Annotated in this window: 16 protein-coding genes; 7 read left to right on the plus strand and 9 right to left on the minus strand. The window is 34.7% G+C overall.

Annotated features, from left to right (window positions below):
* Positions 1 to 11: 11 nt before the first annotated feature.
* Entirely contained in the window at positions 12 to 1529 is a 1518-nt protein-coding gene (locus PBT89_RS01975; RefSeq protein WP_270063161.1) for a RagB/SusD family nutrient uptake outer membrane protein, read from the plus strand.
* A 165-nt stretch (positions 1530 to 1694) separates the two neighbouring features.
* On the plus strand, positions 1695 to 3608 hold the full coding sequence (locus PBT89_RS01980) for a pectinesterase family protein (protein ID WP_270063162.1): 1914 nt from the start codon (positions 1695 to 1697) through the stop codon (positions 3606 to 3608).
* Positions 3609 to 3747: 139 nt separating this feature from the next.
* Here PBT89_RS01980 and PBT89_RS01985 read toward each other — a convergent pair whose 3' ends face one another.
* From PBT89_RS01985 to PBT89_RS01995, 3 genes are all read right to left on the minus strand, one after another.
* The gene (locus PBT89_RS01985) at positions 3748 to 4311 is read right to left on the minus strand and encodes a hypothetical protein (protein ID WP_270063163.1); all 564 of its coding nucleotides are present in this window, start codon (positions 4309 to 4311) and stop codon (positions 3748 to 3750) included.
* A gap of 349 nt (positions 4312 to 4660) precedes the next feature.
* A complete protein-coding gene (locus PBT89_RS01990) occupies positions 4661 to 5215 on the minus strand; it encodes a cysteine hydrolase family protein (RefSeq protein WP_270063164.1) in 555 nt (184 codons plus the stop codon).
* Positions 5216 to 5362: 147 nt separating this feature from the next.
* On the minus strand, positions 5363 to 6484 hold the full coding sequence (locus PBT89_RS01995) for a 5-methyltetrahydropteroyltriglutamate--homocysteine S-methyltransferase (protein ID WP_270063165.1): 1122 nt from the start codon (positions 6482 to 6484) through the stop codon (positions 5363 to 5365).
* Between the two features lie 162 nt (positions 6485 to 6646).
* Between PBT89_RS01995 and PBT89_RS02000 the strand changes: the two genes are divergently transcribed.
* The 4 genes from PBT89_RS02000 (at position 6647) to PBT89_RS02015 (ending at position 11854) form a co-directional block, all read left to right on the plus strand.
* Entirely contained in the window at positions 6647 to 7111 is a 465-nt protein-coding gene (locus tag PBT89_RS02000; RefSeq protein WP_270063166.1) for an Lrp/AsnC family transcriptional regulator, read from the plus strand.
* Between the two features lie 134 nt (positions 7112 to 7245).
* Positions 7246 to 8421: a BamA/TamA family outer membrane protein gene (locus PBT89_RS02005; protein ID WP_270063167.1), complete on the plus strand. Its 1176-nt coding sequence runs from the start codon at positions 7246 to 7248 to the stop codon at positions 8419 to 8421.
* A 318-nt stretch (positions 8422 to 8739) separates the two neighbouring features.
* Positions 8740 to 10869: a catalase gene (locus PBT89_RS02010; RefSeq protein ID WP_270063168.1), complete on the plus strand. Its 2130-nt coding sequence runs from the start codon at positions 8740 to 8742 to the stop codon at positions 10867 to 10869.
* A 304-nt stretch (positions 10870 to 11173) separates the two neighbouring features.
* Entirely contained in the window at positions 11174 to 11854 is a 681-nt protein-coding gene (locus PBT89_RS02015) for a site-2 protease family protein (protein WP_270063169.1), read from the plus strand.
* A gap of 72 nt (positions 11855 to 11926) precedes the next feature.
* Here PBT89_RS02015 and PBT89_RS02020 read toward each other — a convergent pair whose 3' ends face one another.
* From PBT89_RS02020 to gntA, 3 genes are all read right to left on the minus strand, one after another.
* Positions 11927 to 12619, minus strand: coding sequence for a hypothetical protein (locus tag PBT89_RS02020; protein ID WP_270063170.1), 693 nt, complete (start codon positions 12617 to 12619; stop codon positions 11927 to 11929).
* Positions 12620 to 12989: 370 nt separating this feature from the next.
* The gene (locus PBT89_RS02025; RefSeq protein WP_270063171.1) at positions 12990 to 13574 is read right to left on the minus strand and encodes an urea carboxylase-associated family protein; all 585 of its coding nucleotides are present in this window, start codon (positions 13572 to 13574) and stop codon (positions 12990 to 12992) included.
* A 22-nt stretch (positions 13575 to 13596) separates the two neighbouring features.
* A complete protein-coding gene (gntA, locus tag PBT89_RS02030; protein ID WP_270063172.1) occupies positions 13597 to 14283 on the minus strand; it encodes a guanitoxin biosynthesis heme-dependent pre-guanitoxin N-hydroxylase GntA in 687 nt (228 codons plus the stop codon).
* Between the two features lie 262 nt (positions 14284 to 14545).
* On the opposite strand from gntA, the gene PBT89_RS02035 reads away from it, so the two are divergent.
* On the plus strand, positions 14546 to 15415 hold the full coding sequence (locus tag PBT89_RS02035; RefSeq protein WP_270063173.1) for an SDR family oxidoreductase: 870 nt from the start codon (positions 14546 to 14548) through the stop codon (positions 15413 to 15415).
* Positions 15416 to 15557: 142 nt separating this feature from the next.
* On the opposite strand, the gene PBT89_RS02040 is transcribed toward PBT89_RS02035, so the two are convergent.
* Genes PBT89_RS02040 through PBT89_RS02050 form a run of 3 tightly spaced genes read right to left on the minus strand, consistent with a single transcriptional unit; the run spans position 15558 to position 21085 of the window.
* Positions 15558 to 18647, minus strand: a complete 3090-nt coding sequence (locus PBT89_RS02040; RefSeq protein WP_270063174.1) for an efflux RND transporter permease subunit — start codon at positions 18645 to 18647, stop codon at positions 15558 to 15560.
* A gap of 18 nt (positions 18648 to 18665) precedes the next feature.
* A complete protein-coding gene (locus tag PBT89_RS02045; RefSeq protein ID WP_270063175.1) occupies positions 18666 to 19766 on the minus strand; it encodes an efflux RND transporter periplasmic adaptor subunit in 1101 nt (366 codons plus the stop codon).
* Positions 19766 to 21085 (minus strand): TolC family protein, encoded by a 1320-nt coding sequence (locus PBT89_RS02050; protein WP_270063176.1) that lies wholly within the window; start codon positions 21083 to 21085, stop codon positions 19766 to 19768. Before PBT89_RS02050 ends, PBT89_RS02045 begins: the two co-directional genes overlap by 1 nt.
* Positions 21086 to 21237 lie beyond the last annotated feature (152 nt).

Below are 21237 nucleotides of genomic sequence, written 5' to 3' on the forward strand. Positions count from 1 at the left end.
TTATACATATTATGAAGTTTTATATATATAAAATAGCCATTATATTGAGCGTTGCCTTGCTTGCTGTAAGTTGTACTGATTTGGATGAGGAAACTTTTGGGAGCTTATCGCCAGATAATTTTTACAATACTGAAGAGGAAGCTCTAGCTTCTGTTGTAGGGATTTATCAGCAACTTTCTTATGTACAAAGTATTGGGGATCCATGGAGAATCGCAGAGTTTGGAACCGATGAATTTATCGTCCCTGGTCGTGCTAGCGGTGGATGGTTCGATCAAAGCAATATCGATATTATTAAACATCAGGTGGACCCTGCAAATGCAACTACAGGTAGAGCCTGGAAAAATATCTTTCAGGAGATAGGAACAGCTAACGCCGTTATAGAAAGTTTGGAACAATCACCAAATAGTGAGAATTTAACTGCAATTATTGCTGAGGCAAAAGCATTAAGAGCTTATGGTTATTTTTATGCTATGGATTTTTGGGGAAATGTACCCCTAGTGACTGTGGCAAGAATTGATCCTAACGATTTGCCACAAACCACTTCCCGATCAGAAATTTTTAGTTTTATTGAAAACGAATTACTAGCTGCTTTGGAGGATATGCCATCTGTAAATGAAGTTAATCGATCTGACTATTATCCTAGATTTACGAAAGAGTCGATATATTCCCTATTAGCCATGATGTATTTAAATGCAGAAGTTTATACTGGTACACCAAAATGGCAAAAGGCGGTTGAAATGTGTGATAAAATTATTAATTCTGGTGGTTATAATCTTTCTGGCGAAGTGATTGATAATTTTGCTTCTAACTCCCAAACAAATTCGCCTGAACTTATTAGTGCTTTCACAAATGATCCTATAAGTAATGCTGGCAATAATCAATTTATTTTATATGCACAAAATGCCTTAGATCAATTAAAATATAATTTGCCTTTTGTTCCGGCAAATGGATATAGCACCTATCAAGAAGCTTTAGATCGTTATGAGGACGACGATGCCCGTAAAGAGCTTTTAGAATATGGACCGCAAACTTATCTTAATGGAGAACCATTATTAATGGACAATGGTGAGCAACTTGTTTTAATACCGGTACAAGATTTAGTAAGTGCGGAAGATAATGAAGGATACAAAGTGTTGAAGTATACACCTGTAGGTGCTAGTTTTTCAGGTTTTAATGCGGATAACGATTATGTATTAACCCGTTATGCGGATATCTTATTAACAAAGGCAGAAGCCCTATTTAGGTTAGATAACAGTGCTACGGAAGCTTTAAATTTGGTAAATGAAGTTAGAAATAGAAGTAATGCAACTTCATTAAACGCCTTAAGCTTAGAAATAATAGAGGAAGAGCGCGCTAGGGAATTTATCTGGGAAGGACATCGTAGAAGGGATATGATTAGATTTGAAAGTTATTTTAATGACACCTGGGCTTTTAAGACTACACAGACAGAAGAATATAGGGGTATTTATCCTATTCCTCAGGAACAAATTACCGCTAACCCAAACCTTACTCAAAATCCAGGTTATTAAATTTAATTGGAAAAAAATAATCCAAATTGGGCGATTTTAGGATACATTTTGTTGATCAGTATCTGGCAGGTCATCATTGCCAGGTACTGGGTCGACAAGCCTAGAATAATAAAAAATTATAATTACTGAAAAGACAAAATATCCACTATAAAAAAACTATTTTAATTGCAGAAAGCAACTCTTTCAACCACCAAACATCAGATTAATATGCAATGCTTTAAAACATTAATATTTCTTCTTTGCTTCGTGCAAACTTCATTTGCTCAGAAAGAAAAACTGAATATAAGACCTTATACAATCGCTACAAACTTTCAAAATTTGTCCAGCCATTATGACTTTCTTAGCCCTGTTCAGCTCGATTCTTCACTGGCCGTTAAGCAATTAAAAGATATACGATATAAGAAAACGGAAACTTCAGATTTAAAGCTGGACACATATATTCCAGAACAAAAAAATAATGAAAAACTGCCTGGGGTTCTTCTTATTCACGGTGGAGGATGGTTTTCAGGAGAAAAAGAAAATCTGGGTGTATTAGCGCAGGCGCTTGCGGCTAATGGCTATGTTGCAGTAACACCAAGCTATAGGCTTGGTGGAGAGGCCATTTATCCTGCTGCGGTTTTAGATCTTAAAGATGCTCTACGCTGGATGCGAAAAAATGCAAAAAAGTTAAATCTGGATGTTAATCGTATAGCTACATTAGGTGGATCTGCAGGGGCACAACTAGCGATGCAAGTGGGCGTAACTCCAGATTCTGAAATTTATAATGAAGAGGGTCAAGAATTCAGTTCTGCAGTGCAAGCTATCGTAAATATAGATGGAGTCACAACATTTGTGCATCCAGAAGTAGAAAAAGGCCCGCTTTTGAATACCTGGTTAGGAGGTACGTATGAGGAAAAATCCGAGATATGGAAAGAGGCATCTCCTATAGAATACGTGAATAGCAAAACTCCTCCTACACTTTTTATAAATAGTGCACAACCCCGTTTCCATGGAGGACGTGACAGCTATATTGATTTATTGGATCAATACAATATTTATAGTGAAGTTCATACTTTAAAAGATACTCCTCATGCTTTTTGGCTGGTTAATCCTTGGTTTCAAACTACACTAAGATATACACTCGATTTTCTGGATAAATTTTTAAAAGAACCATATACTCCGCCGTATCGTACAATTAAGGTAGCTAGAAATGATCAGGCAGACTTTAGCAGTATCCAGGATGCCATCAATTCTGTTCGAGTATTTGGTCCGGGAGAAGTACTTATAGAAATTGCTGCAGGAGTTTATAAAGAAAAGATTGTTATTCCTTCACATATAACTAAGCTTACATTAAAGGGAAGCGATCGCGAGAAAACTATTATATCATATAATGATCATACTGGCAAGATTGATGAACTTACTAAAAAAGAACATGGCACTTTTTCTTCGCATACCTTATTAGTGCAAGGAACAGATGTGCATTTGGAAAATTTGACGATACAAAATACTTCTTGTAATGATGGTCAGGCTGTCGCTTTGCATGTGGAAGGTGATCGATTTGTAGCCGTAAATTGTAAGATTTTAGGGTGTCAGGATACTTTATACGCGGCTAAAGAAGGATCCAGGCAATATTATGAGCAGTGCTTTATTCAGGGTACTACAGATTTTATTTTCGGGCAGGCCATAGCTGTATTTCAAGACTGTACCATTAAAAGTCTTACAGATTCCTATATCACGGCAGCAGCAACCCCTAGAAATCAGGAGTTTGGTTTTGTGTTTTATAAGTGTAAACTTATTGCAGATAAGGATGTTACTAAAGTATTTTTAGGAAGACCATGGCGGCCTTATGCTAAGACGGTATTTATAAATACAGAAATGGGAGCTCAGATTTTAGAAGAAGGTTGGCATTCCTGGCCAGGAGATTCTATGTTTCCTGAAAAGGAAAAGACGGCATATTATGCAGAATATGAAAGTAGAGGAGCAGGAGCATCACCAGAAAATCGAGTGGAGTGGTCTCATCAATTAGGTAAGTGGGAAATCGAGCAATATAGCTTAAGAAATATCTTTAATGGTTGGATACCGGCTATGTATAAACATTAAATTTCGGTTTGTCACCGATGTTAGCCATTTCGAGTGGCTGTGTACGTAGTCTAATGTGCCGTTATCGAAAGATAACAAATTGCAATGATTTCCGATTAGGAATTCAGCAGAAATGAGCTATAAACGGTGTTGTAGCACGTTATTTTTCACTTTTATATAGTTCTATCGCTTTTAAGAATTTAATTCCTCCAGCTTTCGTTTGGTCATATATGAATTCATTTAATTCAGGATGGTGTTCGTCAATCCAGCTTAAAAGTCCGTTTTTGTTTCTTTCCCAAGTCGCTTCATTAAAATCCACGTATTCCGTTTGTACAGTAATTATTTTTTCATTTTGGAATTTTATAGTCTGATTTGTTATAAATGGTTCTTTGTGAAGAAATGAAATTCTTTTATCAATCTTTGAAATTTTTGCTTTTACAATTTCGTTTTTTTGTTCAATTTTAAGTATCTCATAGTTAGGATCAAAAACAGAATCCCATTTTAAAAATTCCAAATAATCGCTTTTGGAATAAGTATGTTTATATTCTCCTTCAATCATAGTTAAACTATCCGCAAACCAGTCTGATATTTTTGAATAATCTGAATTGTCAAGCACCTTAAAATATTGTTTAGCAATTTTAACTCTGTCAATTTTCTTTTCCGTGTTTTTACATGACGTAAATCCTATTGTCAATAGTAAAAATAAAATTATGGTTTTATTCACGGATTTTTGGTTTTATGTGCTACAATGAAGGATATAAATTCAATAAAATGTTCACAATCATAATTACTAAACCGAATAAATAATTTTCTGTGTAACTTTTATATAAAGCAAAAAAACTACGAATTAAAATTCGATTAGATGGCTTATTTCTGCAATCGCCATTTCTTTGCTTATTTCAGTCAATTCAATTAATAATAGTTCCAACTATCCAGGAAATAAAAGATATTGCTATTCCGAATGCCAAGTGATTTTCATTTTTTTGATAGGAGCAAACTTCTGTTATAAATGAATTTACAATATCCATGATTAAAAAGTTTTCGTTTTGATCATGGATATTGCTATTTAAACTTTAATTCCTTTCAAGAAAATCTTCTGTATTAGTCACTTCAGAATAAAAATAATTTAAGGCAGCTAAGAACGATTTCTGAACTTCACTGGCTTCTACTTTTTCACTATTGATTTCTAAATCCCTGGTTGCACAGGCATCACCAATCACCACACAATCAAAACCAAAATCTTTGGCGGCCCTGGTGGTAGCATCTACGCACATATGCGTCATCATCCCACAAATGATCAAGTTTTTAATGCCTTTTTCCTGTAACGTTTGTAACAAATTTGTTTCTCTAAAACTATTTGGAAAATGTTTGATCACTATTTTTTCCCCGGTTAGTGGTGCTACATTTTTGTGAATTTCTACACCTTTTGTTTCTGGTATAAAAAAAGTAGAACCTGGCGCAAGCGATTGATGTTGAATATGAATTATGTGGAGATTCTTTTTTCTAAATTCTTCCAGTATTTTCTTAGCGTTTAAACTAGCATTTTCAGGTTCAGAAAGTTCCATATTTCCGTTCGGGAAATAATCATTCTGGATATCGATTAAGATAAGTGCAGTTTCATTTTTCATAAGTTCTTTTTTTAAGTAAAAATACTCAAATCAACCATAAAGATAGTTCCTAAGCAGCTTAATTTTAATACCTTCATTCGCTATAGAATATAAAACCAAAACCTCGCCGAAATAGCGAGGTCTTAGAAATTCAAATATAAAATCAAATTATCCCCAGACTTCCTGGCTAATTTCATTGATGAGTTCTATCTTTTTCCACTGGTCTTCTTCGGTAAGAATATTTCCTTCTTCAGTAGAAGCAAAACCACATTGCGGACTCAAACTTAAGCGTTCCAAATCTACATATTGTGTAGCTTCTTTAATACGATCGATGATAACTTGTTTGTTTTCTAAAGTTGCGTTTTTGCTGGTAAGTAAGCCTAAAACAACTTTTTTATCTTTCGGCACAAATCTTAGCGGTTCAAAATCTCCAGAACGATCGTCATCAAATTCTAAATAAAAGTTTTCTACTGCTTCCTTTGCAAAAAGTGTATCGGCTACCGGCTCATAACCGCCAGATGCCGCCCAGGTAGAATGATAATTCCCTCTGCAAACATGGGTTGATAAACGTAAATCTTCAGGTAAGTTTTCTAAAGCCGAATTGTTTAATTTAAGATAGGTTTCTTTAAGATCGTTGCGATCAAAGCCTTCACCGGCCATTGTTTTCCAAAAATCGGCATCACATAACATGGCCCAAGTACAATCATCGATTTTAAGGTCACGGCAACCAAGATCATATAATTTTAAAATCGTTTGTTGGTATGCTTCAGCAATATCCTTAAATAATTCTTCTTGATCTGAATAATATTTCTTCACATATTCCTCGTTATCGCCTCTAACTAATTCAGCATATAATTGAGCAGGAGCGGGAATGCTTTGTCTTGCAATATGATCTTCGCCAACATGTTCTTTTAGGAATAAAAAACTATCGAAAACAGGATGATTTGGGTTGAATTTTATTTTTCCTGATAATCTGGCTGAATCTTTTCTGGTTTCTTCCCCCTGAAATAAATAGCCCCGATCTTTTAAGAAATGCTCTATTCCATCTAATCCCCAAAAAAAATCTAGATGCCAGTAACTTCGTCTAAACTCTCCATCGGTTATGGCGTTAAGTCCGCTTTGTTTTTGTTTTTCGATAAGTTTAGCGATTTCTTCATCTTCAATTTTTTTTAATTCTGAGGCTGAAACTTCATTTTTAGCAAATTGTTCTCGAGCTTTTTTTAGGGTTTCTGGTCGTAGAAAACTTCCAACAACGTCAGATTTGTTTTTTGTGGTAGAATGAATGCACATAATTAAATTTTGTTAGGTTTTTATAACGGTCAAAGTTATATAACAGCATTTTTTTATCTAAATTTTTGGTGTAATTAGGTTTAAATCTCTTATTTATATTAGTATTGAAGAATATTGTACTTTTATATGCAGGCTACAAACTTTCAAAAAGAATAATATCCTATGGAAAATTTAGATGAGGTAGATCTTAAGTTGTTAAACATACTCCATGAAAATTCAAATTTTACCGTAAAAGAACTGGCAAAAAAGGTTAATTTATCTGCTTCTCCAGTTTTTGAACGACTAAAAAGGTTGGAGAAAAGCGGTTATATCAAAAAATATATCGCAATTTTGGATGCTGAAAAATTGCATCATGGATTTATAGTTTTTTGTAACATTAGGCTGAAAAAACATGATAGGACGATAGGAAATCAATTTGTAGATGATATTATGAAGATTGATGAGATTGTTGAATGTTACAATATTTCCGGTGATTTTGATTTTCTTTTAAAAGTTTACGCGCGTAATATGAAACATTATCAGGATTTTGTATTTAATAAACTTGGTGGCGTAAAGAGTATAGGAAGTACGCATAGTACTTTTGTAATGACTGAAATAAAAAACACCTACGGGATAGGAATTATTTAGCTGAAAGCGTTCTGCTTATTTCTCAAAAATGTTGCTTTGATATTTTTATAACAGCCTGTTATTCAAATTGTTTGCGAAAAGTTAAAAATACTACAGGAATTTGTAAAAGCTTACATTTGCGTTTATACCCAATTATGCGAAGAAAACCCTATTTGCGTTTACTTACTGTAAGCCTTATGCTTGTAAGTACCACCGTGTTTGGACAGGAGACTAAAGAAGAGAAGTCTAAAAAGGGATTTATAGGAAGGTACATTAATAATATTTTAAACGATACGGTATCTAAAGAGAAATCTCAATTTTTTGTTTTTCCTACAGTTGGTTATCGGCCAGAGACCGGAGTTGAATTTGGAGTTACCCCGCTCTATATTTATTATGCGAATGAGGATGTAAATAACAGGCTAAGTGAAATGAAGGCCTACAGTTTTTTTACTCTAAATGGGCAATATGGTTTACGTATTGGCCATGCATTATATTCAGATAAGGATAAGTGGTTTTTTCTTGGAGATATCGATTTTGAGCAATTTCCGCTTAAATATTATGGGATAGGAAATGATGTTCCGAAGGAAAATATAGCCTTGGTAGATGCAACCCAATTTCGAATCAAAGAGCGCGTTTTAAGGAGAGTACTAGAAGACTTTTATATAGGTGTAGAAACAGATTTTAGAAGCCTTACAAATGTATCTTTTGAAGGAAAAAATGATAATGATTTAGAAGATATTAAAATACCCTTTGGAGCCGAGGGGTCAACTAACTTTGGCTTAGGTGTAGGATTAGTTTATGATCAAAGACATAATGTTTTAAATGAAAGAGATGCTTTTTTTAGCGAATTTGCCTACCTGAATTATAATCCGTTTTGGGATAGCGATGTCGAATATCAGCTAATTTCTATAGACAACCGTGTTTTTAAAAAAATAAACGAAAGGGATGTTCTTGCGGCGCAATTATTTGGAGAGTTCAATTTTGGCGGAGACGTACCTTTCAATCAGCTTTCTTATATGGGAGGCGAAAGCTTAATGCGTGGTTATTTTAAAGGAAGATTTAGAGATCAAAATCAAATTGCCGCACAAGTAGAATATCGATTTTTGCCATTAAAATTAGGTTTTACAGATCGTCTTGGTGCCACAATTTTTACCGCAGTAGGAGAAGTCTTTGATAAGTGGGATGAGGTAGAATTCAACAAACTAAAATGGTCTGCCGGTGCAGGAGCACGATTTCTTATTTTTCAGAAAAAAGATGTATATCTTCGATTTGATTATGCCTTTACAAGAGATGGAAACAATTTCTACATCAGTATTGGTGAAGCTTTTTAAAACTTAAGCTTTAGAAATTGAATTCTTTAGCCAAAATTCAACGATTAGCGACTAAGTTTTTTTTCAGATCGTTAGCGAAATTCAAGCATTACTCTCAACTTTATTTTAGATTTTAAGTAACAATTCTCTAAGTTGAAGATTATCAGTTTATGAATTGTTGGTCCGAAATAATCATCATTCACCTTACCGTACTTAATATTATGTTATAATATGCTATAGTTGAGTTAAAGGCTGTAATAAGCACATCAACTTCCAATAACGCGCACTTTCCTAAAATTATTACAGTACATTCCCGATACCAAAAAAACTTGTTGAGCTATGAATGAAGAGCGAAAAGAAAACAAAAAAACTCAGGATTTGGCTTCCAATACCAAAGATGGTACAGGAAAGACAATGACTACAAACCAGGGTGTTAAAGTTAATGATACTAATAATTCTTTAAAAGCTGGCGAGCGTGGAGCAACCTTGCTAGAAGATTTTATTTTAAGAGAAAAAATAACTCATTTTGATCATGAGCGTATTCCAGAACGTATAGTACACGCAAGAGGTAGTGGAGCTCACGGTGTGTTTGAGCTTTATGAAAGCCAGGAAAAATATACAAAAGCCGGTATTTTTAACGATACGAATAGAAAAACTCCGGTATTTGTTCGTTTTTCTACGGTGGCCGGTAATAAAGGATCTGCCGATTTAGCCAGAGACGTTAGAGGGTTTGCAACAAAATTTTATACGGAAGAGGGAATCTTTGATCTTGTAGGAAATAATATGCCTATATTTTTTATTCAGGACTCTATGAAATTTCCAGATTTGATCCATGCTGTTAAACCCGAGCCAGATAAAGATATTCCGCAGGCTGCTTCAGCGCATGATACTTTTTACGATTTTGTTTCTCGAACAACAGAAACATTGCACAACCATATTTGGGTGATGAGTGATCGTGCTATACCAAGAAGTTTCAGAATGATGGAAGGTTTCGGTATTCATACTTTTAGATTGATTAATGCTGAAGGAAAATCTCATTTTGTGAAATTTCACTGGAAACCACTTCTAGGAACACATTCTATTACATGGGATGAAGCTGTTAAATTACATGGTGCAGATAGCGATTTCCATAGAAGGGATTTATGGGATGCTATCGATAGTGGCGAATATCCAGAGTGGGAATTAGGTTTCCAGATTATTCCTGAAGAAGATGAACATAAATTCGATTTTGATATTCTTGATCCAACAAAATTGATTCCTGAAGAAATGGTGCCAGTTAAAAGAGTTGGTAAAATGACATTGAATCGAAATCCAGATAATTTCTTTGCAGAGACCGAGCAGGTAGCTTTTCATCCAGGTCATGTAGTACCGGGAATAGATTTTTCAAACGATCCGTTGTTGCAAGGCCGATTATTTAGTTATACCGATACGCAACTTTCAAGATTAGGAAGTCCAAATTTTCATGAAATACCAATCAATCGTCCTATAAATCCAACGCATAACAATCAGCGCGATGCGCATATGAGAATGACTGTTGATAAAGGGAAAACCGCTTATTTTCCAAATTCAATTGGTGGAGGATGTCCGCATTTAGCTAAAATGGCGGAAGGTGGATTTACATCTTATGAAGAACGTATCGATGCGAGAAAAATTAGAGCGAGAAGTACTAGTTTTAATGACCACTATTCCCAACCAGCATTGTTCTACAGAAGTTTAACAGATTGGGAACAGCAACACGTAGCAGATGCCTATACATTCGAACTTGGTAAATGTACCTACGATCATATTAAGGAACGTATGCTCTATGTAATTAATCAAATTGATAATGATCTTGCAATAAAAGTAGCAGATGGTTTAGGGATGCAGATCCCTAGTGAAATCGAGCAACCCGTAAATCAGGCGATAGGTGCCGATGCAGATCCAGCAGATCATCAACCGGGACCAAAGAAAGAATATCTTAAAAAATCTGAAGCGCTAAGTCTTACTCATTTAAGTTCAGAAAGTATAGCTACGCGAAAGATTGCATTTTTGGTAGGCGATGGTTTTGATGGTGAGCAGGTAATGAAAATGAAGAAAGCACTGACTAAGAAAAACGCTGTTGTTCATTTAGTGGCAACTCATGGCGGAACTGTAAAATGCGATCACGACAAAGACCATAAAGTGGATGCTGCACTATTAACTACAGAAAGTGTCTTATACGATGCGCTCTATTTGCCAGGAGGATCTAAGAGTATAAAGGCTTTAACAGAAGCACCAAAGTCGGTTAAATTTATTAATGAAACCCTTAAGCACTGTAAAGCTTTTGCTGCTGAAAAAGATACTACTGCGTTATTGGATAAAACAGCTATCAACTTATTTAACGATGATGTCGCGATATTAATTGGAAAACAACCAGAGCAATTTATTAAGCAAATTGCTGCACATAGAAACTGGTTAAGACAACCAAAAGCAATGAGTATCCCTGTCTAGTTTAGTTTTATTTCAGGGAGTGTTAGAAGAAAAGGCCGCATCAATTGATAGCGGCTTTTTTAATGACCTAAAAATAATTTAGAGTACAGTACTAACAATTGAAAATATTGATTTTTACTATCCATAAATAATTAAATGCATTCAATTTCTTTTTATTGAATCAATCTCCAGTTTTAATTGGTTTAGTTTTGAGAATTGAAATTAGTAAGTACTTTAAAGTCTCGTTAATGCTTGACTTAAAATGAGTTAAAACCATTTTTGTGCACTAAATTTATTCTAGTTTTGAAATTTAAAGCAATAATTAATGATTGAATTTTGGGACATACCAAAGCTATTCGTAGCCTTTTTTATAATCCTTCCTGCAGTTTCCCTGGTGCATGAGCTTGGTCATGTATTGATAGCAAAATTGCTAGGTGCAAAAAAGGTGAAGATCATTATAGGGTCGGGTAGAATTCTTGTAGATAACCGATATTTTGAAATTCGGAAGTATTATTTTTATTACGGCTACTGTTATTTTGAAAATATCTATGACCAAAGTAGATGGCGTAATCTCTTCATTTACTCAGGGGGAATACTTGGTAATATTTTATCTTCGTGCGTTGTAATTTATATAGTCACTAGCCAGGCGCTGGTTCCTACTATTTTTACCTATCAATTTTTATATTTTTCGTTGTACTATGTGTTTTTTGCTTTATTACCAATGAGTTATCCAGATGGGAATTACAGTGATGGAAAAATTATCTATCACCTCTTGAAGCGTAACCATACATTATTGCAACAAAAGCAATTTCAGCTTTGGTTTGATGAAGATGAAAAATCCTGGCGACTTTCTTCGGAAAGTGAAGAAGAATTTGAGCAAGTAGAAGATTATGATGAAGCCTACGAGAAAGCCCTTCAGCGAGCTAGAGCTTCCCGTCCCAGTAAACTTGAAGTTATTAAAAAGAATACCAGTCACTTTGAAATTTTTCCTAGAAATCCTATTTAAATATCGTACAATTTTTAACTATATATTTATAGTAAACCGTAATGAAAATATTTAAGATTATCACTCTGTAGACTAGCGCAAAATTTCATTTCTCTGGATGTTCTTCAATTCTGAGATGCTAATAACCAAATCTTCTTCAAGTCCAGATAATACCTGATTTTCAATATTTAAATCTGTTCTAATAATCTGCAAGATTTTATTTTCCAGGCTTATGGCACGATCAATTACAAAATCGCGTCCTTTTCTTTGCAAAGTTAATAATTGATTGGGATAGGATTTTGCGTTTAACTTTTTGATTTTTGTGGATTGTCTGAATGTTTTATTAAGCTTAATTAACGCAGATTGCGTCATCTTTTGATGCCTAGAAAAAAGCTGTTTAAAAAACATCCGCTTAGAAGCTCTTTTAGCTTCCTCAAAAAATTGAATACTACTTTCTAACGTGGTATATAACTGATTTAAATCGATATCCTTTTCAATATAAATTCTTTTAAGAATCAAAAATTTAGGATAAGGTTCTTTATCATAATACTTAATACATACTTTACCGTTACCTTCTATGTTTTCTGAAAAATACTCACCATTTACGTCACTAAAGGAACCTTCTTCTGTTAAGAAAACTCCAGAAATTGAAGCATTTTTAAGTTGATGTAATGTTGAAATTTCTTCATGATTCAACTCAAATTTATATTCGATTTTAGAGATGCAATCTGCTATACTTATTCCTCTCAAATTAGAGTAATAATTATCGTCTTTTGTTTCTTTCATCTTTCTAAATTTTTATTATTTCTGAATAAGATTTGGAAATAATTTATTGATAGATCGAAATTGATCAATTACCTCATTACAACCGTTTATTACCACATATCCTTAAATTTTTATAATACTGTTGTTCAATTAGTTAAGTTATGTTAATTTAGAGGTGCTAACCAAATTTACCTACCATGAAATTAATTTGCGAACGAAAGCAAAGACTTTTGATAGTCTCGCTGATGTTAAGTTATATTATTGCTATTTGCTCTGCAATTCAACTTTTACCTGAAATTCTAACGCTACCATTCTTAATTTTAGGATCTGCTTTAGTAATAATTTTATTTATTCAATTTATAATTAACTTCCGCTAATCAATCTAAGTGTATTAATTTGAAGAGAGTACTTCAAATTGAATTTCCTTAAAGCTTCCGCCATTGCTATCTTCAGCCGAGCATGCGGTGAGGCCTACTATTAAATCCATTTTCGCTTCGAATAGGATATAATCTTGCCCAGAATTTAATGGAGGATCCACACTAATCTTGCCCTTATTGTCAAACTGAACATTCATAAAAATATTAAAAGCTGTCGGAATATCATCTGGAGTAATATCGTATTTCGCTAAATTGGTATATAAATTTTCAAAGCAACTAGGGTGATATTCCTTATTATTATACATAATTTCAAAAGTCTCAGGGCTGCAGGGTGCAAGTAAAAAATCATTTCTACCGTTAGTATCTTCTAAAATTTCCATCATCTTACGGCTACGGTTACTCCATAGAAAATTTCCTTTAGAAATCAAGATAGATTCTTCAAAATCTAAAGTTTTACCACTTGAAATTTTCTCTCTTATATCATCTTTATTAAAAAGTACCATATCACTAACCTGTTCTCCTTTGGGAGCAGTCACCTTCAAACGGTCTCCTTTATTAATAGAAAGTGAGGCACCAGATTGTTTAGCTATCGTTTCCATATAAAAATAATTATATTACTTATTATTTAAAAGGGCATTCCCAATCCTTTTCAACTTTTCTACCGCTATACTGCCTTGCTTCACTATGTGTTCCAAAATCTTCCAACATGGGATTTATGGTCCCTTGCAGCTGTTTATCTCTGTCTCGAATGGCATCTCTAACACGTTGATAAGTTCCCATTTCTCGTAATTTTTCGAATTGCCAATGTAAATTGAAAGCAATCGCTGTGTAAGGAGCACGGCGTGCTTTTCTAGAACTATTAGAATGTAGGCCCACAACGTAAAATGATTTTCCCGCAATACTAAAGCTAAAATTCTCATCTTGTGGGTTGCTGCTAACCATAGGATCCCAATCATATTCATCCATATTATTCACAAGATATAATTGTAACCAAAGTTGTTCTTCAAATTCCATTTCGTTTAAATCTACGCTCTCGGGAAAAATTGCAATAAATGTTTCAAAATCGTTAGATTCAAAATCGTAATTATTAATGTATGTTTTTAAATCTGAATAAAGATTTCTTGTAAACTCAATATTACCTAGATCTTTATAGATATTCAGATTTACTTTATCCATGCTAAAAACAGTTTTAGCCATAATACAGGGATGATCTTCTCCAATGATAAATTCTTTGAAATCCTTATAAATTTTACTATCAGATTGGTTTTCTTCAAAATCAAGAGCCTGATTTTCAACAACTTTTAGCATATCGTCATTTTTTCATCTAAATTAGGTAGGATGAACTGCTGAAAAAAAGAGCTTAAGAAGACTTTAGATCAAAATTTTACATGGTTTAACATATTTAATTTAATAGCGTCAACAATGTGATTAAAAAAGCATTTGTCTGTAATCGTAATGTTTTTCTTATTCGATTTTCTAGCTCTTTTCATTAAAATTTATACAATTCACTCTTTGTTAACCATCTAACTGCTATGGCTGTTATAATATTGATAGAGATAAAAAAATAATTATGAAAGATCCAAGAACAAAGTATCCACAACCACCATTTGACACCGAACTACAGAATGAACCAGGTGTTGAATCTAAAATGAATCCGCTTCCAGATTATGGTGAAAACACCTATAAAGGAAACGATAAGCTAAAAGGTAAAGTAGCCTTGATTACCGGTGGCGACTCAGGCATAGGGAGAGCAGTAGCTTACGCTTATGCATTAGAAGGAGCTAAAGTTGTAATCTCGTATCTTGATGAACATAATGATGCGAAAGAAACTGCAAAAGTTATTGAATCTAAAAATGGAGAAGTTTTATTAATCGATGGTGATATTAGAGAAGAAAAGCATTGCAAGGAAATTATAGAGAAAACCATAGCTAAATTTGGCCAATTAGATATTATTGTAAATAATGCAGCCTTCCAAATGGCAAGAAACAGCTTGCAAGATATTACTGCTGAAGAATGGGATAAAACCTTTAGAACAAATATTCATGCTCCTTTTTATCTATGTAAAGCTGCAGAACAACATTTGGCACCGGGAAGTAGTATTATAAACACAACATCGGTAAATGCTTATTCGCCTAGTGATAACCTGGTTCCTTATGCGGCAACCAAAGGAGCCATAAGAAACTTTACCGCGAGCATGGCACAATTATGGGCCGAAAAAGGAATTAGAGTAAATGCGGTAGCACCAGGACCGATCTGGACACCTTTAATTCCGGCTACAATGCCAGGAGAAAAAGTTAAAAACTTCGGAAAACAAACTCCTTTGGGTAGACCAGGCCAACCTGCCGAATTAGCCTCAGCTTACGTGATGCTGGCTTCAGAAGATAGTAGTTACACTTCTGGTGCGACCATTGAAATTACAGGTGGTAGATATACGCTTTAAAATTTAAAAAAACTCTTCTGGATTTTTTTCAGAAGAGTTTTTTTTGAAATTTGAAGTAAAATAAAAAAGCTGCCTATTGATAAATAGACAGCTTTAACCAACTAAACACTATTTAAACTCTAAATTGAGACAACAGCAACATTCAATTCCTTTCTTTCTTCTTATAGAATAAATAAAATATCTGCGGAAGCACGGTAAACGATAAAAACATACAGATTAGTAAACCACCAACAATCATAATTGCTAAAGGTTTTTGTACTTCAGAGCCCATTCCGTTTGAAAGTGCTGCCGGTAATAATCCTAACGATCCCATTAAAGCAATCATTACTACCGGACGTATTCTACTGTAAACTCCTTCAGAAATTGCTTCTTTTAACGGCATATGTTCTAAGTTTTCTTTCATTACCGCAACCAGAATAATACCGTCGATGGTACAAACTCCAAAGAGAATAATAAATCCGATTCCTGCAGAAATCCCGAAAATGGTTCCTGTGAGCCATAGCGAAATAAATCCACCAATAAAAGCAAAGGAAAGCGTAGAAATACAAATAATCGTGTCTTTTATATTCCCAAAATTCATATACAATAAGAAAACAATCAATAATAATACTGCCGGAACAATGTAACTAAGTTGTTTGGTGGCGCGCTCTTTACTTTCAAACTCTCCAGCCCATTCTACTTTTGTATTTTTAGGAAAATTCAGTTCTTCATCCACGGCTTTTTGGGCATCGGCAATGGTGCTTCCCAAATCTCGTCCGTCAATGCTAAAGCCTACTCCGGTATAACGGCTGCTACCTTCGCGGTAAATAAATGCAGGGCCGGTTTTAAATTCGATATCCGCAATATTTTTAAGCGGAACTTTTTTATCGTTTAACGTAGGAATAAGAATGTTTCCTATTTCTTCTTCGCTATCACGATAAGGCTCGTCAAACCTGATTTGTAGATCAAATTTACGCTCATCTTCGTAAAAAGACGAAGCTGTTTTTCCGCCAATCGCCATTTCTATGACGGCTTGCGCATCTTCAGTGCTTACTGCATATTGCGCCATTTTGTTTTCTTTTAGACTAATACGCAATTCTGGAAGACCTATATTTTTATACACCAATACATCGGTGATTCCTTCAATTTTACTGATGGTTTTTGCCACCTGATTGGCTTGATCTCCCATTTGGAATAAATTATCTCCAAAAATCTTGATCACTAACGAACTTTTTACTCCGGCAACGTATTCTTCTACATTGTCCTGAATAGGCTGACTGAACCCAAAATTGATTCCTTTAAATTCTGCCAGCGTATCTTTCATTTCTGCGATAAGTTCTTCTTTAGAAAGGCTTCTTTTCCAGTCGTCTTTTTGCTTCAGCTCAATATGAAATTCATTATTAAAAAATCCGGTAGGATCTGTTCCATCATTAGGTCTTCCGGTTTGGTTCAATACAAACTTTACTTCATCAAAAGAGCGTAATTTCTGCTTAATTTCTTTTCCGGTTTTTACCGATTCTTCTAAACTCACACTGTTAGGCAAAGTGGCTCGAATATAAACAGCGCCTTCATTTAACTGCGGAATAAATTCGGTTCCGTAATTCAGTAATTTCACTACGCATACTATAAAAATACCCGCAAAAGCAATCATTGTTACTTTTCTGTACTTACTTGCAGCATTAAATAATCCGAAAATATTTCCGCGGAAAAAATTGACTACCGGATTGTTTTTTACCGTGATGTGTTTATTGAGTAATACTTTACACATTGCCGGCACTAAGGTTAAACTTAGTAGGAGTGAACCCAAAAGTGCATAACCTAAGGTATAAGCTAACGGACTAAACATTTTGCCTTCTACCTTTTCGAAAGAAAAAATAGGGAAGAGCGCTATAATTAAAATTAGCTGCGCAAAGAAAATGTGGGGCGCTACTTTGCTCACGCTTTTTCTAATGATATCTCCTTTAGAAATTTGTTTATAACGCTCAAACCCTAATTCTACAGATTTTTCTTCTAATTTTACGTAGACGGCTTCTACGATTACCAGTGTTCCTTCCAGCAGAAGTCCAAAATCTAAGGCTCCCATTGAGATAAGATTGGCCGGCATTCCTTGTATTTTTAATAAAATAATACTGAATAAAAAGGATAACGGAATAATGATCGCTACCGTGATGGTAGTTCGCCAATTGAATAAGAACACCAATACGATAAGCGATACCAGCACAATCCCTTCAACTAAATTGGTACTTACAGTTTTAACGGTAGAATTTACCAATTCGGTACGATCGATAAACGATTTGATCTTTACATCGTCGGGAAGAATACGCTCGTTAAGCTCTTCAATTTTATTTTTTAAGCGTTCGATAACTTCCGCAGGATTTTCTCCACGAAGCATTACTACAATCCCTTCAACCACATCTTGATCGTCATCTAAACTTACTTGACCCAATCTTGGTTTAGCCGAAATTTCTACTTTGGCCACATTTTTGACTAAAACCGGCGTTTGATTGTGCGTGGTGATTAAGGTGTTTTCAATATCTTCTATACTGGTTAACAAACCAACCCCACGAACCACATAAGCTTGCTGGCCTTTCTGAATCATATCGCCACCCACGTTAATATTACTTTTGGTAATGGCTTCGTAAAGATCTAACGGCGTAAGATCGTACTGTTCTAAAGCGGTTGGATTTACTTGTATTTGATAGGTTTTTTCTTCCCCTCCAAAACTTTGCACGTCAGAGATTCCGGGCACGGCTAAAAGCTCTCTTTCGATTACCCATTCTTGTATGGCAGATAATTCTTTGATGGGCCGATCACTTTCAATCACATACCTGAAAATTTCTCCGGTAGCTCCGTACGGCGGATCGATTTCAGCATCGGTACCTTCCGGTAAATCTACGCCTTGTAATCTATTTGCTGCGTATTGTTGCGCATAAAAATCTTCTACGCCATCTTCAAAAATAACAGTCACTACCGACAAACCGAATAATGATATAGAACGAACATCAGCCTTTTTAGGAATGGTGTTCATTTTTTTCATTAACGGTAAGGTGACAAATTTCTCTACCTCTTCAGCACTTCTCCCCGGCCATTGCGTAATAATTCTTGCCCTAGTGTTGGTAACATCTGGGAAAGCTTCAATAGGCGTATGTATATAACTGTAAATTCCTGCGACTGCTAATAGTCCCGTTAAAAAGAATACGATTAAGGTATTCTTTAAAGAAAACGAAACTATGGCATTGGTGAATTTTTCCATCTTAATTTTTACTTTAGCTTAATTAATTGATGCGCTGTTTTCAAAAAGTAAAAGCGTGTTGTGGGTAATAATTTTATCCCCTTCTTGTAAGCCGTCTTTTATAAAAAAAGAATCTTCATCTTTAGATAGGATTTTTACTTCGCTTACTTTTGCATCACAATTATTTGCTAGTTTCACTACGTAATATTTATTATTGCTGAAAACAACCGATTTTGCAGGAATATGCGGAGCTTTTTCTTCAGTATTGTTTCTTACAATTGCCTCTACGTGTAAACCGGGTTTAAGAAATAAATCTTTGTTTTCAAGTATAATTCTTCCTTTTAATACATTTTCTTGAGGCTCTAAAACATTAGAAATACGATCGATTTTTCCTTGGAAAGTTTTATCGGGATAGCTGTTGGTTTTAATGCTTACCGGCATTCCTTGTTTTACCGCATCAATATCGGTAGCATAAATATTTACATTGATCCAAACTTCATCTAAATCTGAAATCGTAAATAACGGATCACCTTCAGCACCAATTTGCATTCCGGCAGCAATCTTATTGTCGACAACAAATCCGCTGCGTGGTGCTTTAATCTGAAACACGCCTTTTTCGGGACTCGCGCTATAAAGCTTTAGATTGGTTTGTAGTTTTTGAAGATCTGACTCTAGATTTTGTTTTTCGCTTTTAGCTGCGATTAATTCTTTTTCTGAAGCAATTCCATCGTCGTAAAAACTCTGTGTAGATTGAAGTTGACGTTTAGCTACTTCAAGATTGGCTTTAATTTGTTTTACTTCGGCTTCAATCCCGTTAAGCTCTGTACTTTTTATTTCTGCTAATACCTGATTTTTTTCAACTTTATCACCTAAGGTGAAGTAGGTGTTGGTAATAATACCACCAACTAAACTCACGTAATTTACCACTGCATTTGGATTGTAAGCCACAACGCCATTTAAGCGTAGGCTTTTAACCACATCTTCATTAGTGATCTGCATTGGTTGAAGTTCGGCTACTTCATTTTCTGTAAAACATTCCTGTTTTTTTACAATTGGTTTTTGTTCTTCTTTACAGCTAAAAAGTATAGCAGATCCCATTGCTACTAATAATGGGAGTTTTATGTTCTTAAAGTAATTCATTAGTTAGGGATGTTTATTTCGAGTCCTGTGTTATGTTTTAATTCTTCCAAATCGTCTAAATATTCTTGCTGATTTTCCAGAATTGTTCGCTTGGTATCGATATACGATTCTAGAAAATCCATATAGGTGATAATGTTGATGGATTGTAGTTTGAAATACTCGGTATAAGCTTCCATTGTTTTATCTAAACCTTCTAGATATTCTGTATCGATATCGTCAAAAAAGTGAGCCGCTTGAAGTAAATTTTTATAGCTTTTCCGAACTTCTTCCCGAACTGCTAACAGCTTGTTTTCATTTACATAGTTTTGCTGTTGTACCGCAAATTCAGCTTTTTTGATGTTTCCTTTGTTTCGATCGAAAAACGGAAGGTCTATAGAAAAACCAAAGCCAATAAAATCTTGCAGAATATTACCACCGCGGTCATAGCCCAGAGACACGGCAATATCTGGCGTCGCCATTGCTTTTTCATAACTTAATTCTTTTTGAGATCGTTGAATATCTAGTTTACTAATTCTAACATCCGGGCGATTATTTAGCGCTTCTTCCTGTAAATAATCGAGGGTATAATTAAATGGTAGCTGATATTCGTTATCGGGATTAAAGCTTGTCCCGAAAGAAAGCGTGGTTTGATCGGGTAAATTCAGCATCACGACCAATTCTTCATTCAGTTCGTTTAGTGCTTTTCTTTCCTCAATTAATTCATCTTTAATACCTAATAAAGAAGCTTGTAATCGAATAAGTTCGGCTTTATTTACATTGCCCTGATCGTATTGTTTTTGGTAAGCTTTTACGATATTTTCTAAAGAAATTAATTGGCGATCAAGCATTTCTGCATAGCTTTCGTGAAACTGGAAAGCATACACCGTTTTTCTGAATTCAGTTTTTAAGCTTAACAGAAAATCTTCTAGGTAAGATTGTGCCATTTCCGCAGAAACCTTAGCAAGTTCCACACGCTTTTTACGTTTTCCGGCGGTTTCGATCACTTGTTCGATTTGTGCTGAAATCTGTCGATACCTTCCAAAACTATCGCTTCCAAACAAACTAGGTTGCGGTTCGCCGGTTTTCTTCTGGTAATCTGCCGTCCAAAGATTTACTTCATCAACTTCTAGCGTAGGATTTGGCCAAACTTTAGCTTGAATCACTTCAGCATCTGCCATATCTATAGACAAACGTTCAGCAAGAAGCGATAAATTATTTTCTAATAATAAACCTTCAGCTTGTTCTAAATTGAGCTGTAGGGTATCTTGAGTTTGAGACTCAGCGTTATTCAGCCCAAAACAAATAACAAAAAGTAATAGATAGATTTTTTTCTTTTGCATTTCCTTATTTTGATGATACAAAAAAAGAAAACGAAGCTTAGAGGGAAATTTGTTCTATATTAAAAGCGGATTAAAATAGATTAGAATTTTCTAATGTTGTGTAACTTCTCTTTACGTTATTCCTTACTTGATCTGGAATTTCATCAAGAGCT

The sequence above is a fragment of the Zunongwangia sp. HRR-M8 genome (genome assembly GCF_027594405.1).
Lineage (GTDB): Bacteria > Bacteroidota > Bacteroidia > Flavobacteriales > Flavobacteriaceae > Zunongwangia.

What these genes read in the sequence shown, in the direction of transcription:
- PBT89_RS02050 (WP_270063176.1), bottom strand. Translation starts at nt 21,085, where the DNA reads ATGCAAAAGAAAAAAATCTATCTATTACTTTTTGTTATTTGTTTTGGG.
- PBT89_RS02005 (WP_270063167.1), top strand. Translation starts at nt 7,246, where the DNA reads ATGCGAAGAAAACCCTATTTGCGTTTACTTACTGTAAGCCTTATGCTT.
- PBT89_RS01975 (WP_270063161.1), top strand. Translation starts at nt 12, where the DNA reads ATGAAGTTTTATATATATAAAATAGCCATTATATTGAGCGTTGCCTTG.
- PBT89_RS02020 (WP_270063170.1), bottom strand. Translation starts at nt 12,619, where the DNA reads ATGAAAGAAACAAAAGACGATAATTATTACTCTAATTTGAGAGGAATA.
- gntA (WP_270063172.1), bottom strand. Translation starts at nt 14,283, where the DNA reads ATGCTAAAAGTTGTTGAAAATCAGGCTCTTGATTTTGAAGAAAACCAA.
- PBT89_RS02000 (WP_270063166.1), top strand. Translation starts at nt 6,647, where the DNA reads ATGGAAAATTTAGATGAGGTAGATCTTAAGTTGTTAAACATACTCCAT.
- PBT89_RS02015 (WP_270063169.1), top strand. Translation starts at nt 11,174, where the DNA reads ATGATTGAATTTTGGGACATACCAAAGCTATTCGTAGCCTTTTTTATA.
- PBT89_RS01995 (WP_270063165.1), bottom strand. Translation starts at nt 6,484, where the DNA reads ATGTGCATTCATTCTACCACAAAAAACAAATCTGACGTTGTTGGAAGT.
- PBT89_RS02010 (WP_270063168.1), top strand. Translation starts at nt 8,740, where the DNA reads ATGAATGAAGAGCGAAAAGAAAACAAAAAAACTCAGGATTTGGCTTCC.
- PBT89_RS02045 (WP_270063175.1), bottom strand. Translation starts at nt 19,766, where the DNA reads ATGAATTACTTTAAGAACATAAAACTCCCATTATTAGTAGCAATGGGA.
- PBT89_RS02025 (WP_270063171.1), bottom strand. Translation starts at nt 13,574, where the DNA reads ATGGAAACGATAGCTAAACAATCTGGTGCCTCACTTTCTATTAATAAA.
- PBT89_RS02035 (WP_270063173.1), top strand. Translation starts at nt 14,546, where the DNA reads ATGAAAGATCCAAGAACAAAGTATCCACAACCACCATTTGACACCGAA.
- PBT89_RS01990 (WP_270063164.1), bottom strand. Translation starts at nt 5,215, where the DNA reads ATGAAAAATGAAACTGCACTTATCTTAATCGATATCCAGAATGATTAT.
- PBT89_RS02040 (WP_270063174.1), bottom strand. Translation starts at nt 18,647, where the DNA reads ATGGAAAAATTCACCAATGCCATAGTTTCGTTTTCTTTAAAGAATACC.